The 16821-nt window shown below is 45.1% G+C and carries 15 protein-coding genes and 1 other annotated feature; of the genes, 12 read left to right on the forward strand and 3 right to left on the reverse strand.

Annotated elements, in window-relative coordinates; all coding sequences use genetic code 11:
* The first annotated feature begins 1 nt into the window (after position 1).
* The 7 genes from H7F27_RS03910 (at position 2) to H7F27_RS03940 (ending at position 7968) form a co-directional block, all read left to right on the forward strand.
* On the forward strand, positions 2-1117 hold the full coding sequence (locus tag H7F27_RS03910) for a sensor histidine kinase (RefSeq protein ID WP_142389202.1): 1116 nt from the start codon (positions 2-4) through the stop codon (positions 1115-1117).
* A 16-nt stretch (positions 1118-1133) separates the two neighbouring features.
* Entirely contained in the window at positions 1134-1736 is a 603-nt protein-coding gene (yvfU, locus tag H7F27_RS03915; protein WP_024122907.1) for a two-component system response regulator YvfU, read from the forward strand.
* A 436-nt stretch (positions 1737-2172) separates the two neighbouring features.
* Entirely contained in the window at positions 2173-2889 is a 717-nt protein-coding gene (gene lutA, locus H7F27_RS03920) for a lactate utilization iron-sulfur protein LutA (protein ID WP_185848606.1), read from the forward strand.
* 27 nt (positions 2890-2916) lie between these two features.
* The gene (gene lutB / locus H7F27_RS03925) at positions 2917-4356 is read left to right on the forward strand and encodes a lactate utilization iron-sulfur protein LutB (protein ID WP_095712986.1); all 1440 of its coding nucleotides are present in this window, start codon (positions 2917-2919) and stop codon (positions 4354-4356) included.
* Positions 4356-5078 (forward strand): lactate utilization protein LutC, encoded by a 723-nt coding sequence (lutC, locus tag H7F27_RS03930; protein ID WP_101859923.1) that lies wholly within the window; start codon positions 4356-4358, stop codon positions 5076-5078. The genes lutB and lutC overlap by 1 nt, the downstream gene beginning before the upstream one ends.
* Positions 5079-5184: 106 nt before the next feature.
* Positions 5185-6219: a glycosyl hydrolase family 18 protein gene (locus tag H7F27_RS03935; protein ID WP_101859924.1), complete on the forward strand. Its 1035-nt coding sequence runs from the start codon at positions 5185-5187 to the stop codon at positions 6217-6219.
* A gap of 97 nt (positions 6220-6316) precedes the next feature.
* Positions 6317-6555: a binding site (T-box leader), on the forward strand.
* 69 nt (positions 6556-6624) lie between these two features.
* Positions 6625-7968, forward strand: coding sequence for an amino acid permease (locus tag H7F27_RS03940; RefSeq protein WP_101859925.1), 1344 nt, complete (start codon positions 6625-6627; stop codon positions 7966-7968).
* A gap of 42 nt (positions 7969-8010) precedes the next feature.
* Here the strand turns inward: H7F27_RS03940 and H7F27_RS03945 are convergent, their stop codons facing one another.
* Positions 8011-8928, reverse strand: coding sequence for a DMT family transporter (locus tag H7F27_RS03945; RefSeq protein ID WP_103671302.1), 918 nt, complete (start codon positions 8926-8928; stop codon positions 8011-8013).
* 98 nt (positions 8929-9026) lie between these two features.
* On the opposite strand from H7F27_RS03945, the gene H7F27_RS03950 reads away from it, so the two are divergent.
* Positions 9027-9908 carry a LysR family transcriptional regulator gene (locus H7F27_RS03950; RefSeq protein ID WP_103671303.1) on the forward strand — a complete coding sequence of 294 codons (882 nt, stop codon included), beginning with the start codon at positions 9027-9029 and terminating at the stop codon, positions 9906-9908.
* Between the two features lie 63 nt (positions 9909-9971).
* On the opposite strand, the gene H7F27_RS03955 is transcribed toward H7F27_RS03950, so the two are convergent.
* Positions 9972-10385, reverse strand: coding sequence for a hypothetical protein (locus H7F27_RS03955; RefSeq protein WP_103671304.1), 414 nt, complete (start codon positions 10383-10385; stop codon positions 9972-9974).
* Positions 10386-10612: 227 nt separating this feature from the next.
* Here H7F27_RS03955 and H7F27_RS03960 point away from each other — a divergent pair, with 227 nt between their 5' ends.
* Positions 10613-11623 carry an LLM class flavin-dependent oxidoreductase gene (locus tag H7F27_RS03960; RefSeq protein ID WP_185848607.1) on the forward strand — a complete coding sequence of 337 codons (1011 nt, stop codon included), beginning with the start codon at positions 10613-10615 and terminating at the stop codon, positions 11621-11623.
* Between the two features lie 46 nt (positions 11624-11669).
* On the opposite strand, the gene araR is transcribed toward H7F27_RS03960, so the two are convergent.
* A complete protein-coding gene (araR, locus tag H7F27_RS03965; protein ID WP_024122897.1) occupies positions 11670-12758 on the reverse strand; it encodes an arabinose utilization transcriptional regulator AraR in 1089 nt (362 codons plus the stop codon).
* A gap of 203 nt (positions 12759-12961) precedes the next feature.
* Here araR and araE point away from each other — a divergent pair, with 203 nt between their 5' ends.
* The 3 genes from araE to gap all read left to right on the forward strand — a co-directional run bounded on the left by araE (position 12962) and on the right by gap (position 16731).
* Positions 12962-14356, forward strand: coding sequence for an arabinose-proton symporter AraE (araE, locus tag H7F27_RS03970; RefSeq protein ID WP_024122896.1), 1395 nt, complete (start codon positions 12962-12964; stop codon positions 14354-14356).
* A gap of 298 nt (positions 14357-14654) precedes the next feature.
* Complete coding sequence (gene cggR / locus H7F27_RS03975; RefSeq protein ID WP_185848608.1) at positions 14655-15677, forward strand: gapA transcriptional regulator CggR; 1023 nt, start codon at positions 14655-14657, stop codon at positions 15675-15677.
* Between the two features lie 46 nt (positions 15678-15723).
* Positions 15724-16731: a type I glyceraldehyde-3-phosphate dehydrogenase gene (gene gap / locus H7F27_RS03980; protein WP_010331916.1), complete on the forward strand. Its 1008-nt coding sequence runs from the start codon at positions 15724-15726 to the stop codon at positions 16729-16731.
* Positions 16732-16821: the final 90 nt, after the last annotated feature.

Below are 16821 nucleotides of genomic sequence, written 5' to 3' on the forward strand. Positions count from 1 at the left end.
CATGAAACTCATAAATTCCATATTTCCAAAGCATTTCGGTTTTTTCCCTTATATCTTTTTGGTGTATACCATTATGCCGTTTCTTTCTTTATTGAGAGAATCAGGCAGCAAACAAGTGCTGGGATATGGCATGCTGCTCCTATTTGTTGTGACATATCGTCAATTGTTCGTCAGTGCGGACAGACCTTCATTTACGTATTGGTTATGCGCGCAAATGGCCATTATTTTTATTTATAGTTTGTTTTATCATATCAGCTATATTTATTTAGGCTTTTTCCCGGCAAACTTTGTGGGCTATTACCGTGAGAAAACGAAGTTCAACCGTGCTTTCTTTGGGCTTGTCTTCATGCTGATATTTCCTTGCCTGTATCATTTTCTGGCGGATTCGACCTCGATCAGGGAGCTGTTTTCTGTTCTTCCGTTTCTGGTCATTATGCTGATTTCTCCCTTCGGAATTCGTTCCATGTTTCGAAGAATAGAGCTTGAAAAAAAGCTTGACCAAGCCAACGAACATATAAAGGAACTCACCAAAAGAGAGGAACGTGTTCGGATAGCCCGCGATCTTCATGATACACTCGGCCATACCCTCTCGCTCCTCACGTTAAAAAGCCAGCTGATTCAGCGGCTGGCGGCAGCAGATGCAGAACGGACCAAGCTTGAAGCGAAAGAAATGGAAACAAGCTCGCGTGCGGCACTCAAACAAGTTCGTGAGCTTGTAGCGGATATGAGAACGGTCACCATGACGGAGGAGCTAGCCAACATTCGGCACATTTTAAGAGCGGGTAATATTACTTTTCAATACGAAGGGACCGAAGATTTTACAGACATATCTCCCGTCACTCAAAATATTGTCAGTATGTGTATGCGGGAGGCAGTGACAAATATCATCAAGCACAGCAAAGCGACCCATTGTGCAGTCACCATTTCTCAATATGCTGACAAAATGACCGTTCTCATAAGGGATGACGGAACAGGAGCGGTGAAGGAGAAGATGTTTGGGAATGGATTGCGGGGAATGGAAGAGCGGCTGATGTTTATTGACGGAGAGATGACTCTTTCAGACCATAACGGAACGGTGTTGACACTGACGATTCCGCTCATTAGAAAAGCAGAATGATAGGAGGACGAAATAGATGATTCGTCTGTTTATTGCTGAGGATCAGCGAATGCTTTTAGGCGCTCTGGGATCCTTGCTTGACCTGGAAGAGGATATGAAGGTCATCGGACAAGCGTTAAATGGAGAAGAGGCGCTGAAAGCCATTCTCAGGCTGGAGCCGGATGTCTGCATCATGGACATTGAAATGCCGGTTCACAGCGGGCTGGAGGTTGCAGAGGAGCTAATGAAAAAAGGCTGTAAAAGCAAGGTCATTATTCTGACAACCTTTGCCCGCCCAGGATATTTTGAACGCGCCGTCAAAGCCGGCGTACACGGATATCTTTTGAAGGATGGGGAAATTGACGATCTGGCAGATGCCATACGAAAGTGTGTAAAGGGAAAACGGATGTTCAGCCCGGAATTAACCTTCAACATGATTCGTGATGAAAATCCGCTGACTGTAAGAGAACAAGAAATACTGCGGCTGGCTGCTTTAGGCAAGACAACAAAAGACATCACACTTGAACTCTATTTATCTCAAGGCACAGTCCGAAACTATATTTCAGAAATCATCCAAAAACTGAATGCGAAAAATCGGACAGAAGCGGCTAGTATTGCTGAGGAGAAAGGATGGATTTAATGAGGAACCTGGTTAATCATACATAACCAGGTTCCTTTTTATTTACATGGTTATTTTCGGTTATCTATTTGTCCGTCCGCAAAGCTGGTACTATACACCAGGGTTATGGGATATGTCAGGTTCAGCGTTCATCGGTGCTTTTTTGTTTGAAACCCTTTTGCGATAATGAGGGGAGGCGCGGGTTGGATCGTCCTTCTCAGTGCTCTTTCGTTCCTTTATCTCTTTGCGAAAACATATAAGAAATACGCAGGAACATTAAAAAGCAATATCAGCCCTTTTGAATGCTCTGTCCTATGTGCAAGCGTTTTTTTATTGCTGAAATCATTAGAAAATGCTTTCAATTTTGTGTCCAAATAGTGTACGATATTGGTAAAAGCTTTAACTTCAGGTCATCAGATGACCAGATCATATATTGGGGATGAGAGAGGGGTTCATCATGAAAGTCTCACTTTTTGTCACTTGTCTTGTTGATATGTTTCAAACAAACGTAGGAAAAGCAACGGTAGAGCTGCTTGAGCGGCTCGGATGTGAGGTTGATTTTCCGGAGGGGCAGATCTGCTGCGGGCAGCCGGCTTACAACAGCGGTTACGTAAATGACGCCAAAAAAGCAATGAAACGAATGATTGAAACGTTTCAGGAGTCAGATTATGTCGTCAGTCCATCCGGTTCCTGCACCACAATGTTCAGGGAGTATCCACACCTGTTTAAAAATGATCCGAAATGGGCGGATAAAGCGCAGAAGCTGGCGGATAAAACGTATGAATTAACAGATTTTATCGTCAACGTCCTTGGGGTAGAGGATGTCGGCGCGACCCTTCATAAAAAAGCGACCTTACATACGTCATGCCATATGACAAGGCTGCTCGGCGTATCTGAGGAGCCGATGAAACTGCTGAGCCATGTGAAGGGGCTTGAATTCACGTCACTTCCGGGGAAACACAACTGCTGCGGATTCGGAGGAACGTTCTCTGTTAAAATGGCGCAGATTTCTGAGCAGATGGTTGATGAGAAAGTCGCATGTGTGGAGGAAACGGGAGCAGAGGTGCTCATCGGCGCTGACTGCGGCTGTTTGATGAATATCGGGGGACGGCTCGGCCGAAAAGACAAGAATGTCAAAGTGATGCACATCGCCGAAGTGCTCAACAGCAGATAACACTGGATACAGAGGGGGAAAAGGATCATGGCGATGAAAATCGGTACTGACGCTTTTAAAGAGCGGGTATCACAGGGGATCGATAATGAATTTATGAGAGGCGCTGTTTCGGGTGCGCAGGAGCGTCTGCGGACGAGACGGCTGGAAGCAGCCGAAGAGCTGGGAAACTGGGAAGAATGGCGTTCGTTATCTGAGGAGATCAGACAGCATGTCCTTGAAAATCTTGATTTTTATTTGGAGCAGCTTGCATCCAATGTATCAAGCAGAGGGGGACACGTTTATTTTGCTGAGACAGCTGAAGAAGCTTCCTCTTATATCCGCAGCGTGATTCAAAAGAAAAACGGCAAAAAAATCGTAAAGTCTAAATCTATGGTGACAGAAGAAATCAATCTGAATGAAGTGCTGGAGAAGGAAGGCTGCGAAGTCGTCGAAACTGACCTCGGCGAATATATTTTGCAGATTGATGATCACGACCCGCCGTCACATATTGTGGCACCGGCTCTTCATAAAAATAAAGAGCAGATTCGCGATGTGTTTAAAGAAAGACTGGACTATAAACACACAGAAAAACCGGAAGAGCTCGTCATGCATGCGCGCGGCATCCTCCGGAAAAAATTTCTGGAAGCCGATATCGGCATTACCGGCTGCAACTTTGCCATTGCCGACACGGGTTCAGTCAGCCTTGTAACCAATGAAGGAAACGGGCGGCTTGTCACGACATTGCCGAAAACACAAATTACTGTTATGGGAATGGAGCGCATTGTCCCGTCATTTTCCGAATTTGAAGTGCTTGTCGGCATGCTGACAAGAAGTGCTGTCGGACAGCGGCTGACGAGTTATATCACGGCCTTAACCGGCCCCAAACTGGAAGACGAAATCGACGGCCCGGAGGAATTCCATCTTGTCATTGTTGACAATGGCCGGTCCAACATTCTCGGCACCGAATTTCAGTCTGTGCTGCAATGTATCCGCTGTGCTGCCTGTATCAATGTCTGCCCTGTGTACCGCCATGTCGGCGGACACTCATACGGCTCGATCTATTCGGGGCCGATCGGGGCCGTTTTATCGCCGCTACTCGGCGGTTATGACGATTATAAGGAGCTGCCGTACGCGTCTACACTGTGCGCGGCTTGTTCAGAAGCCTGCCCGGTCAAAATCCCGCTTCATGAGCTGCTTCTCAAGCATCGTCAGAACATCGTCGAAAAAGAAGGCAGAGCGCCGATCAGTGAAAAGCTTGCGATGAAAGCATTCGGTCTTGGGTCTTCCTCTTTGTCGCTTTATAAAATGGGCTCAAAATGGGCGCCGGCCGCCATGACGCCTTTTACAGAGGATGACAAAATTTCGAAAGGGCCCGGCCCGCTAAAAGGCTGGACGCAAATCCGCGACTTCCCGGCACCGCATAAATCAAGATTCAGAGACTGGTTTACAGACAGAGAAACAAGTGAACGCACGAAGGAGGAGCAGTGATGACGAAGGGAACCATTCAGAATCAAGAGAGCTTTTTAAACCGGATCGCGTCACGCCTTGGCCGAGACAGAAGAACGGGTGGCGTGGCCGTCCCTGAGTGGGCGCATCAGCCGCAATATAAAACATTTGAAGGGTATTCGGCCGATGACTTAGTCACGGTGCTCAAAAACCATTGTGTCAAAATCCATACTGAGCTGATTGAGACGGATTCAATCGGTTTGTACGATGCCTTGCGCGAACAAGTCAGCCGGTTTTCCGGAGGGCCTGTCATCATTCCGAAGGACCCCCGGTTTGAGGCTTACGGTTTAAATAGCCTGCTCACCAAAGACTGGCCTGGTGAAGGAACGCAAGTCTGGGAATGGGATGCTGACCAAGGTGAAGAAAATATCAAAAAAGCGGAGCAAGCCAATGTGGGGATTACATTCAGTGAAATCACACTGGCCGAGTCGGGTACGGTTGTCCTTTATTCTTCAAAAGACATCGGCCGCTCTGTCAGTCTTCTGCCGACAACCTATATTGCCATTGTGCCGAAATCAAGCATAGTGCCGAGAATGACACAAGCCAGTGATATCATCCGGCAAAATATGGCTGACGGCATCACGGTTCCCTCATGCATTAACTACATTACAGGACCGAGCAACTCCGCCGACATCGAAATGGATTTGGTGGTCGGTGTTCACGGTCCGGTTAAAGCGGCTTATATTCTCGTATCTGACCGCTGATCTGAAAAAGCCCGGCAACTTATGCCGGGCTTTCTGCTTGAAAAAACTTCATTTTCCAAAAATTTGGCCGATGAGAAGAATATGACGTCAAAAAGGAGGGAACGAAATGAAAAAGTGGCTGATCATAGCTGTTTCACTAGCGATTGCGATCGTTCTGTTTATGTATACAAAAACAGAAGCAAAGGCGGCCGGTATGACATTAGGCTATACAACTGGGGATACGGCATCATACAATTCTCTTACGAAGTACCATAAATATATCAGCTCCATTGCCACTGATACGTTTGCGTTTGATAAAAACGGACGTGTGATTGGCGATGTCCCGAGCAAGCAGCTTACATACGCGAAGAAAAATAAAATCAAAACGTGGGCCGTCATTTCCAATTATAATGACGCTATTTATGATTTTGACGGAAACTTAGCGAATCGGGTCATGACTGACAAAACAGCGAGAAAACGATTCACAGACCAGCTCATTTCTTTGGCAAAAAAGCACCACTATTACGGAGTCAATATTGATTTTGAGGCAGTTAATCCGAAAGACCGTTCTGCATACTCAAGCTTCATTCAATATGTCTCACAAGCTTTGAAAAAGAAACATATCAAAACAATGGTTTCCGTTCCGGCCAAAAGCGCCGATGATAAAAACGATGACTGGAGCTGGCCGTATGATTATGCGAAAATCGGGAAATATGCCGACTATGTGCAAGTCATGACTTACGACGAACACGGCATTTGGGGCGAACCGGGCTCAGTGGCAAGCACAGGCTGGATCAAGCGCTCGCTGCAGTTTTCTGTCAAAAAAATCAAAGCAAACAAAGTGATCATGGGGGTCCCTGCGTACGGCTATGATTGGGATCTGAAAGACGGAAGCAGCAGCTCAGCGAAGGAATGGAATGACATCAAGTCCCTCATTAAGAAGCAGAAAGCAAAGCCGGCATTCAATAAAAAAACAGGTTCTATGACGTTTTCTTACACTGACAAAAAGAAACATAAACATGTCGTTTGGTATGAAAATGAAAAAACAATCGAAACAAAAAGCCGTCTGGCGAAACAATATAAAATAGCCGGTGTCTCTGTCTATGCTTTAGGACACGAATCGGAATCCTTCTGGAGGGCCATTCAGAAAGGGACAAAATAACAATTTCTTTTTTCTCGCAAGTTATTGACAGAGAAAAGAGAAGCACGTATATTATGTTAATATATTCAGATCATAAAATTTAAGTTTTTCAGAAAACTAAAACACATAGATTGGGAGCAGTAAAAGAAAGGTATCAGAACAGAGAGCTGCGGGATGGTGCGACGCAGCCTGATTCTTCTTTGAACTCGCCCGGGAGTGGTAGGACGAAACGGAATAGATTGAATATTCCCCATGTTTTAACGGCTAACCTTCGTTACAGGGTCAAAAAGCTGGATTCTTCTAGGAAGGATCAACAAGAGTGGTACCGCGGTCAGCCGAAGGCTCGTCGTCTCTTTATCTATTCGTATAGATAAGAGACGGCGGGCTTTTTTTGTTTTTGAAGACGAGAAGGAGAGGAAAAAGAGGATGAAAAAGGACAATCAGACGTTAAAACGCACGATGACGTCCCGCCATATTATGATGATGGCGCTGGGCGGTGCAATCGGAGCAGGTTTATTTAAAGGAAGCAGTTCGGCAATCGATGTGGCAGGGCCATCGGTCATTATCGCATACCTGCTCGGCGGCATTATTTTGCTGTTTATAATGCAGGGGCTCGCAGAAATGGCTGTGCGCAACCGAAACGCGAGAACCTTCCGTGATCTTGTGCAGCAGGTGTTAGGAAATTACGCTGCATATTTCTTGGACTGGATCTACTGGAAAATGTGGGTGCTTAACATTGCGGCTGAGGCTGTTGTAGCTGCGATCTTTATTCAATATTGGCTGCCGGGCTGCCCGATCTGGGTGCTGGCATTAGCAATTTCTCTTGTTGTTACGATTGTGAACTTGCTTTCTGTAAAAATCTTCGCCGAAACTGAGTATTGGCTGGCTATGATCAAGATTACCGTTATTGTTATCTTTATTTTATTAGGATTGCTGCTCTTATTTGTATCATTCGGTGATCATACAGCTGCCGGGTTTTCGAATCTGACAGAGCACGGCGGATTTTTCCCGCACGGAGGCACCGGGCTGATCACAGCCATGCTTGTCGTCATCTATTCCTATGGCGGTACAGAAATTATCGGTGTGACGCTGGCTGAGACAAAAAATCCGGAACAGGTTGTCCCGAAAGCAGTCCGCAGCACATTAACACGGATTGTCGCATTCTACCTGCTTCCGTTTTTCATCATTGTCAGTCTGATCCCGTGGAATCAAGTGAATTCCGTTCCGGAAAGTCCTTTCGTGATGGTCTTTAAAATGGTTGGCATTCCGGGCGCGGATCATATCATGAACGCAGTCATCCTTTTGGCGATCATTTCTTCAATGAACTCAGGTTTATACGGATCATCACGCATTTTATATACACAGGCAACTGACGGAAGACTTCCGAAAATCTTTTCGAAGCTTTCATCGAAAAACGTCCCGATGTTTGCGATTCTGATGTGCACTTCTTCTCTATATATTGGCGTATTGATTTCTCTGTTCGCAGGAAGCCAAACGTTTAATTACTTAATGGGTTCATTGGGATATACCGTTTTATTCATTTGGCTGATCATCGGATTCGCCCATTTGAAATCGAGAAAAGAGCAAACTGAAACACCTGCTTATTATGTCAAATGGTTCCCGTACACGACATGGTTTGCGGTTCTGGCATTACTCGCCATTCTGATCGGGGTCATCATGACAACGTCAATTGTCATTACGCTCATCACTGCGGCGATCTACCTTTTGATTACAGTTGCATATTTGGTCAAAGGACGCAAGTATCAGTAAATAAGAAAAACCCTCTTGCCACATCCGGCAAGAGGGTTTTTTTTATTGTGCGGCCTTCTCCTTTACACCAATCGACGCGGTTTTCTGTGCTTTGGATTTCGAATTCACGAGGCAGATGCTCGTGACAATCAGCAGCAGACCCGCCAAGAGGCTTAAGGTGAGCGGTTCATGCAGGAAAATGGAGCTGGCCACGATTGATATGAGCGGGATCAAAAAAGTATATGATGCGACCTTGCTTGCTTCTCCTGAACCGACAAGGGTAAAAAAGACAAGCCAGCCGAGCGCGATGACGAATACAGAGATGAACAGCAGGCTCGTGATAAAAGGAGCTGTCCATTGGATCGCGGAAAAGCTTTCTGTCCCAAAGCCGGATATCAACAGAAACACGCTTCCGATCGTCAGCTGCAAGGCGACCATCCAAATGGAATCGACGCGGCTCCCTGTTTTTTTCATATATACCGTCCCGAACGCCCAGCTGATTGCGGAACCGAGAGCGAGCAGAACCCCAATGACAGAAATATGCCCGCCAAAGCCCGCGGCACTAATGACCGCTACACCCGCAAAACCGAGGATCAGCCCGATCACTTTCATCGCAAACATCGATTCGCCAAGCCACAGCCAAGAAAACACACCCATCAGCACCGGCTGAAAGAAGACGATAGCGGAAAACAAGCCGGCTGGAAGATAATTCAGCCCGATCGTTTGCAGACCATAGAATAACGTAATATTTAAAAGAGCAGAAACAAGATAAATCGGCCACGTCTCTTTAAAACGCAGTTTATGAATACGCGGAAATGCGACAATCACTAATAAAAGCCCGCCGATCAGCGTCCGGATGCCCGCAAACAATAAAGGCGGCGAATAGGCAAGCGCGGCTTTCGACAGCGGCCAATTGACCCCCCACATGATAACGAGAAAGGCGAGAAGGAGCGCTGTCCGCGTTTTTGATAGCTGCTTCACTTTTGATCACTCCTTGTAGAACATTTCCATCATATGATACGGTAGAACATAAGATAAATAAAATGAATCTTTTTTATGAGGAGCATAAGTAAATTGTTATGACCATTACACAATTAAGAGTTTTCGTCAAAGTAGCTGAAACGGGGAGTTTTACAAAAGCGGGACAGGCGCTGAACATGACACAGCCGGCTGTCAGCCATGCCATTTCCGCGATTGAAGCCGAGCTTGATGTGAAATTGATCATCCGTGACCGCAGAAACGGCCTGATGCTTACGGACACGGGAAAAAAGATCTTAGTCCATATCAGAGAAGTGTTAAAAGGAATAGAAAAAGTTGAGCAGGTCGCAGCGGCAGAAAAAGGGCTTGAGCTGGGAACAATTCATATTGGCACATTTCCTACCGCTTCCGCTTATTTTATGCCGAAGCTGATCAGCGAGTTTAAACAAAGGTATCCGAAATTGGAGCTTGTTTTGCATGAAGGAACCGTAGATGAAGTCAAGGAGTGGCTTCACACGCGGATGATCGATGCCGGCATTCTTCTGTATCCGGCAGACGAGATGGAGTACATTCGGCTGAAAAAAGACAAAATGGTCGTCGTGCTGCGTGATGATCACCCGCTGTGCAATCGCCCGGCCATCACGCTGAAAGATCTTGATTGTGAGCCGATGGTTGTCTGCGACGGCGGCTATGAATCACCTTTTATCGATAAGTTCAAGCAAGCTGGTTCAACGCTGCACACTGCTTTCACTGTCTATAACATTAACACCTCGATCAGCATGATCAAAGAAGGCTTGGGGCTGGCGATTTTATCAGAAATGTCCATGTCGGGAATGCCGCTGCCGGAGCATGTGGTGACGCGGGATCTCGATCCGCAGGTGTATCGGGATGTGCAGCTTGCCGTTCCTTCATTACATGAGGCTTCTTTGGCGGCTAAGCTTTTCATTGAGATGGCACAGGAACTGTTTATTGTGGGAAAATAAGAATGTTAATAAAGGAGCTCATTTTTTTTGAGCTCCTTTGCTAATAGATATATATCTTAATTATTATCGATTTATCTTAAAAGTATTGGTAGTATTTGTTGCTTTAGAACCCTGAAAGGTAGCTTTAACACGATAATAGCCTGTTTTACAACCTTTTAGAGAGAATGATTTAGTTACAGATACTTTAAAAGAAAAAGTTGTTTTCTTGCATGTAGTCCATTTACTACCGGACTTTCGTTGTAAGTACAGATTTCCTTTAAATGTATGACCACCTGGATACGGTGATCCAAGAGTAAAATCAACTGTTGTTGCTTTCTTAGTGTAGTAAGAGGCATCAGTAAATCCATTTACATTTAAGTTTTGTTGATTACCAGACCAGATCCAATCAGCAGCTAAGGCTTTATTAGTGTTACCACTTGAAATTAATGTTGCTAATAAGATTACGGTGAACCCCATCAATAAAAATTTTTTAAACATATAAACTTCCTTTCATTTTATTATATTACTTATATTAACATTAGTAACATTTGGTAGCAAGAATGATTAAGAATTTTGTAATTTCTATAGAGAATTGTTCGAATTTCATCGAATCAAATTCTTTTAATCCTAAACGCAGTTGTGTTATGGTGTGATAGAAGTCCTTTCGATAAAGACATAACAGCATGAGGCTGTTTACTTATATCACAACTGCAAAGGAGAACAATATGTCTAACAACCAACGCAAAGATACCTTGCTTTCTGTCTTGAATTTATCTCCTGTTGTTCAAGGAGGAACGATAGCAGAGTCATTCCGAAACAGCATGGACTTGGCGCGCCGTGCTGAGGAATGGGGCTATCATCGCTACTGGCTCGCTGAGCATCATAATATCGAAGGTGTCGCAAGCTCTGCCACATCGGTTCTGATTGGCCATATTGCCGGCGGTACAAAGAAAATCCGCGTCGGTTCCGGCGGTATTATGCTTCCGAACCACTCTTCACTTGTAATCGCTGAACAATTCGGCACACTGGAAACACTGTATCCCGGACGGATTGATCTGGGGCTCGGACGTGCACCGGGAACAGACCAATTGACTGCAAGGGCGCTCCGCAGAAACATCAGCAGCGGTGAAGATTTCCCAGAACAATTAGAGGAACTGCGCAATTACTTTAAACCGTCAGGAAACGTGCGCAATCAAGTCCGCGCCATTCCGGGAGAGGGCATAGATGTGCCGATTTGGCTGCTGGGCTCAAGCGATTTTAGTGCCCGTCTTGCAGGTGAGCTGGGCCTTCCGTTTGCATTCGCTGCTCATTTCTCACCGGCGAATACGGTTCCCGCTTTGGAGCTGTACCGCAATTCCTTTACACCATCAGAAGTGCTCGATGAACCGTATGCGATGGTCGGCGTAACGATTATCGCCGCAGATACAAACGAGAAAGCACAGCACCTGGCTACATCCCATTACCAGCGATTCCTTGATCTTGTCCGCGGTACGCCGAACCAGCTGAAGCCGCCAGTAGAAGACATGGATCAAATCTGGAGCCCATATGAAAAAGCAATGGTTCATCAACAGCTCAGTTCAACCATCGTCGGCGGTCCTGAAGAAGTGAAGGAAAAGCTTGAAGACTTTGTCAAAACAACTCAGGCCGATGAAATTATGGTCAACTCAGAAACCTTTGATCACGCTGACAGAATGCGTTCATTTGAAATCGTGGCTGACATTTGGAAAAACAGATAAAGGCCATAAAAAAGCAATGTAAAGGGGAAACCCATACATTGCTTTTTTATTCATTCAGCTTTCTTGCGGACTGGCGGATGATCAGCTCAGGCTCAAAAATGACATCTTCCTGCTTAGGCTTTTTATGCTCCAAACAGTCAATAACATATTTTGCAGCCGCTTTTCCCAGCACAGACTTCGGGTGCTTCACAGAGGTTAATTTCACCTCGGAGATTTGCGCGAAATGGGAATCATCATACCCAACGATGGACATATCCTCAGGCACCTTGATATCCATCTCCCGAAGCATATCAATCACCTTCAGTGCAATTTCATCATTATAGCAAAGAATAGCAGTCGGCATGTTTTTGCTGTTTTTCTCCAGTGTCTCTTTTACTTTCTCCAGCAGCTTTGATTCCTTTTCTTCCGTCGTAAACGTCACAATCATATCCGGAGAAGGAAATAACTCACGCTCGCGATGCGACTGTATAAATCCGTTCATCCGTTTGACACCCTGCGTGTCATCAGCTTTAAAAATACCCATCATGTGCGTATGGCCGAGAGAGAGCAGGTGCTCGGCCGCCATCATGCCGCCTTTCACATCATCCAGAGTAAAACTTGGTGCGGCAAGCTCGGCGTATGACGCATTAATCATCGCAAAAGGAATGCCGTTTTTTTCTAAATTGAGATAGTAGCCAATATTCGGCGTTTGCAGAGCGCTTTTTGTCGGTTCTACAATCAATCCGTCAATATGCTGTGACAGCAGGTTTTCTAATCCTCTGCGTTCATTATCCGGATTGTTGTTTGTGCTTGTCAGAAGCATAGAATATCCCTGCTCGCTTAAATAAGACTCGATTCCCCTAATGATGCTCGGAAAAATATAGTCTGATATGTAGGTCGTCAGAACGCCGATCGTTTTATTGGAATGCAGCGCTGATTTAGCAGAGCGTGAAGCGACAAAGGTGCCCCCGCCTTGCACGCTGTAAAGCAGGCCTTGCGATACGAGGTCTCCGATGGCTTTACGAATGGTATGCCGGCTGACGCCAAATTGCTGCATTAACTCGTTTTCGGTAGGGATCTTTTGATCGGGCAGAATTTTGCCTTGATTAATCCATGAACTGATTTCTTCTTTTACTTGAGCATATTTTGGTAACATATCCATTCCTCCAAAATGTATACGGACAAATTTCAGTATATCACAGTGATCTATACAAGAAAACATTGACAGAAAATGCAAACGGGATTATTCTATATTTGTACGTACTAATAAACAATAATTTTCGTTAAATTTTTAAATAAGTACGTACAATTGGAACGGAAAATGTAAACGCTTTACTCAACTTTCGGGAGGGCAGAGAAATGAAGAATACTCCAACTCAATTAGAACCAAATGCTCCTGTAACAAGAAGCCATTCAATGGGATTTGTGATTTTGATATCATGCGCGGCGGGGCTTGGCGGTTTATTGTACGGCTATGACACTGCAGTTATTTCCGGTGCTATTGGTTTTCTAAAGGATTTATACAGCCTGAGTCCGTTCATGGAGGGGCTGGTGATTTCAAGCATTATGATTGGAGGAGTTGCGGGAGTCGGGGTATCCGGGTTTTTAAGCGACAGGTTCGGACGCAGAAAAATCTTAATGACAGCGGCCCTGTTATTTGCGGTATCAGCAGTTGTTTCTGCTGTTTCACAAGACGTGTCGACCTTAATCATCGCGAGGATTATCGGAGGTTTAGGGATCGGAATGGGTTCGTCATTATCCGTGACTTATATTACGGAAGCGGCGCCGCCCGCCATACGCGGAAGTTTATCTTCCTTATATCAGCTCTTTACGATACTGGGTATTTCCGCAACGTACTTTATTAATCTCGCTGTCCAGCGTTCCGGAACATATGAATGGGGCGTGCAAACCGGATGGAGATGGATGCTCGCTTACGGAATGGTGCCATCCGTTATTTTTTTCCTAGTCCTGCTGGTCGTGCCGGAAAGTCCAAGATGGCTGGCGAAAGCAGGCAGAACAAAAGAAGCGTTATCGATTCTGACACGCATTAATGGAGAAACTGTCGCAAAAGAAGAATTGAAGAACATTGAAAACTCTTTAAAAATAGAACAAATGGGGTCACTATCACAGCTCTTCAAACCAGGTCTCAGAAAAGCGCTTATCATTGGAATCCTGCTGGCGCTCTTTAATCAAGTGATCGGCATGAACGCCATCACCTACTACGGACCGGAAATCTTTAAAATGATGGGATTCGGACAAAATGCCGGATTTGTGACAACCTGTATTGTCGGTGTCGTGGAAGTCATTTTTACCGTCATCGCAGTTTTATTGATTGATAAAGTCGGGCGCAAAAAACTGATGTCCATCGGTTCTGCTTTCATGGCTATTTTTATGATCTTAATCGGGACTTCGTTTTATTTTCAGTTAACAAGCGGATTTATGCTGATCTTCTTTATATTAGGGTTTGTCGCCGCGTTCTGTGTATCGGTCGGGCCGATCACATGGATTATGATTTCTGAAATTTTCCCGAACCATCTGCGGGCGAGAGCCGCAGGGATCGCCACCATCTTTTTATGGGGAGCAAACTGGGCGATCGGGCAGTTTGTGCCGATGATGATCAGCTCGTTCGGACTGGCCTACACGTTCTGGATCTTTGCCGTCATTAACATTCTCTGCTTCCTGTTTGTCGTCACAATCTGTCCGGAAACGAAGAATAAATCGCTCGAAGAGATTGAAAAGCTATGGATAAAATGAAAACGCTTTAAAATATGTAGCCCTTTCGATTGAGAGGGCTCTTTTATTTTGTGCGCACCATTAACGGTCTGCTGTATAAGATAGAGATATAAAGGAAAAAATAATGAATAAGAAACGCAGCTGCATGAAAACTGCGCGAATATTGTCGATGAATTGGCTCTTAACAGTTGAATAAACATTTCCACCCTGTTAAAATAATTAAAGAAAGCAGAAATAATTTTTTTTGGCTATGATGGGACGTTTTTTGTCATAGCGGGACGTTTGATGTCCAGCAAAAAAAGGAAGGAACGTTTGAGTCATGAACCAGTTAATACAAGCTCAAAAAAAATTATTGCCTGATCTTCTGCTCGTTATGCAAAAGAGGTTCGAAATCTTGCAGTATATCAGGCTGACAGAACCCATCGGCCGCAGAAGCCTCTCTGCCAGTCTCGGAATCAGCGAGCGTGTGCTGAGAAGCGAGGTTCAGTTTTTAAAGGAACAGAATCTGGTCGATATTAAAACAAACGGCATGACGCTGACAGAAGAGGGTTATGAACTGCTTTCCGTTTTAGAAGATACGATGAAAGATGTTTTAGGTTTGACGCTTTTGGAAAAGACATTAAAAGAACGTTTAAATCTAAAGGATGTCATTATTGTATCCGGAGACAGCGATCAATCCCCATGGGTCAAAAAAGAAATGGGAAGAGCGGCTGTCGCATGTATGAAAAAAAGATTTTCAGGCAAAAATATCGTCGCTGTGACCGGCGGTACGACAATTGAAGCTGTCGCCGAGATGATGACGCCGGATTCTAAAAACCGCGAGCTTTTGTTTGTGCCTGCAAGAGGCGGGTTAGGCGAAGACGTAAAAAACCAGGCGAACACCATATGCGCGCATATGGCGGAAAAGGCTTCAGGCACTTACCGGCTTTTGTTTGTTCCGGGTCAGCTGTCACAAGGCGCCTATTCATCTATTATTGAAGAACCTTCTGTCAAAGAGGTGCTGAACACGATTAAATCAGCGAGTATGCTGGTTCACGGAATCGGCGAAGCTAAAACTATGGCTGAGCGGAGAAACACACCTTTAGAAGACTTAAAGAAAATAGATGATAACAACGCGGTGACAGAAGCGTTCGGCTACTATTTTAACGCGGACGGCGAAGTGGTCCACAAAGTGCATTCTGTCGGAATGCAGCTGGATGACATAGACGCCATTCCCGATATCATAGCGGTAGCGGGCGGATCATCAAAAGCCGAGGCGATCGAGGCTTACTTTAAAAAGCCGCGCAACACGGTTCTCGTCACTGACGAAGGAGCCGCAAAGAAGTTATTAAGGGATGAATAATCCCTCAATATAAATATCTCTCACTTATTTAAAGGAGGAAACAATCATGGCAGTAAAAGTCGGTATTAACGGTTTTGGTCGTATTGGACGTAACGTATTCCGCGCAGCATTAAACAATCCTGAAGTTGAGGTAGTAGCGGTTAACGATTTAACAGATGCTAACATGCTCGCTCACCTTTTACAATATGATTCTGTACACGGAAAATTAGACGCTGAGGTTTCAGTTGACGGTAACAACCTTGTTGTTAACGGTAAAACAATTGAAGTTTCTGCAGAACGCGATCCTGCTAAACTTAGCTGGGGTAAACAAGGCGTTGAAATCGTAGTTGAATCTACTGGTTTCTTCACAAAACGCGCAGACGCTGCGAAGCACTTAGAAGCTGGCGCGAAAAAAGTAATCATCTCTGCTCCTGCTAACGAAGAAGATATCACAATCGTTATGGGTGTTAACGAAGATAAATACGATGCGGCTAACCACGACGTTATCTCTAACGCATCTTGCACAACAAACTGCCTTGCGCCGTTTGCAAAAGTACTTAACGACAAATTCGGCATCAAACGCGGTATGATGACAACAGTTCACTCTTACACAAACGATCAGCAAATTCTTGATCTTCCGCACAAAGACTACCGTCGTGCGCGTGCAGCAGCTGAAAACATCATCCCAACTTCAACTGGTGCTGCTAAAGCAGTTTCTCTAGTTCTTCCTGAACTAAAAGGCAAACTGAACGGCGGAGCAATGCGTGTTCCAACTCCAAACGTTTCTTTAGTTGACTTGGTAGCTGAACTGAACCAAGAAGTAACAGCTGAAGATGTAAATGCAGCTCTTAAAGAAGCAGCTGAAGGAGATCTTAAAGGAATCCTTGGCTACAGCGAAGAGCCATTAGTTTCTGGCGACTACAACGGAAACAAAAATTCTTCTACAATCGATGCTCTTTCTACAATGGTTATGGAAGGCAGCATGGTAAAAGTAATCTCTTGGTACGATAACGAAAGCGGCTACTCTAACCGCGTTGTTGACCTTGCAGCTTACATCGCTAAAAAAGGTCTTTAATTCATAGCTGAAAAAAGGACCTGACTTGGTTCTTTTGAATAGAAGCGCTATAATGAAAGCGGACAAGGGAAGGGGACGGACTCCCTTTCC

The sequence above is a fragment of the Bacillus sp. PAMC26543 genome, assembly GCF_014250375.1.
Lineage (GTDB): Bacteria > Bacillota > Bacilli > Bacillales > Bacillaceae > Bacillus > Bacillus halotolerans.

What these genes read in the sequence shown, in the direction of transcription:
- araE (WP_024122896.1), top strand. Translation starts at nt 12,962, where the DNA reads ATGAAGAATACTCCAACTCAATTAGAACCAAATGCTCCTGTAACAAGA.
- lutC (WP_101859923.1), top strand. Translation starts at nt 4,356, where the DNA reads ATGACGAAGGGAACCATTCAGAATCAAGAGAGCTTTTTAAACCGGATC.
- H7F27_RS03940 (WP_101859925.1), top strand. Translation starts at nt 6,625, where the DNA reads ATGAAAAAGGACAATCAGACGTTAAAACGCACGATGACGTCCCGCCAT.
- H7F27_RS03910 (WP_142389202.1), top strand. Translation starts at nt 2, where the DNA reads ATGAAACTCATAAATTCCATATTTCCAAAGCATTTCGGTTTTTTCCCT.
- H7F27_RS03950 (WP_103671303.1), top strand. Translation starts at nt 9,027, where the DNA reads ATGACCATTACACAATTAAGAGTTTTCGTCAAAGTAGCTGAAACGGGG.
- gap (WP_010331916.1), top strand. Translation starts at nt 15,724, where the DNA reads ATGGCAGTAAAAGTCGGTATTAACGGTTTTGGTCGTATTGGACGTAAC.
- H7F27_RS03955 (WP_103671304.1), bottom strand. Translation starts at nt 10,385, where the DNA reads ATGTTTAAAAAATTTTTATTGATGGGGTTCACCGTAATCTTATTAGCA.
- H7F27_RS03960 (WP_185848607.1), top strand. Translation starts at nt 10,613, where the DNA reads ATGTCTAACAACCAACGCAAAGATACCTTGCTTTCTGTCTTGAATTTA.
- lutA (WP_185848606.1), top strand. Translation starts at nt 2,173, where the DNA reads ATGAAAGTCTCACTTTTTGTCACTTGTCTTGTTGATATGTTTCAAACA.
- lutB (WP_095712986.1), top strand. Translation starts at nt 2,917, where the DNA reads ATGGCGATGAAAATCGGTACTGACGCTTTTAAAGAGCGGGTATCACAG.
- cggR (WP_185848608.1), top strand. Translation starts at nt 14,655, where the DNA reads ATGAACCAGTTAATACAAGCTCAAAAAAAATTATTGCCTGATCTTCTG.
- H7F27_RS03935 (WP_101859924.1), top strand. Translation starts at nt 5,185, where the DNA reads ATGAAAAAGTGGCTGATCATAGCTGTTTCACTAGCGATTGCGATCGTT.
- araR (WP_024122897.1), bottom strand. Translation starts at nt 12,758, where the DNA reads ATGTTACCAAAATATGCTCAAGTAAAAGAAGAAATCAGTTCATGGATT.
- yvfU (WP_024122907.1), top strand. Translation starts at nt 1,134, where the DNA reads ATGATTCGTCTGTTTATTGCTGAGGATCAGCGAATGCTTTTAGGCGCT.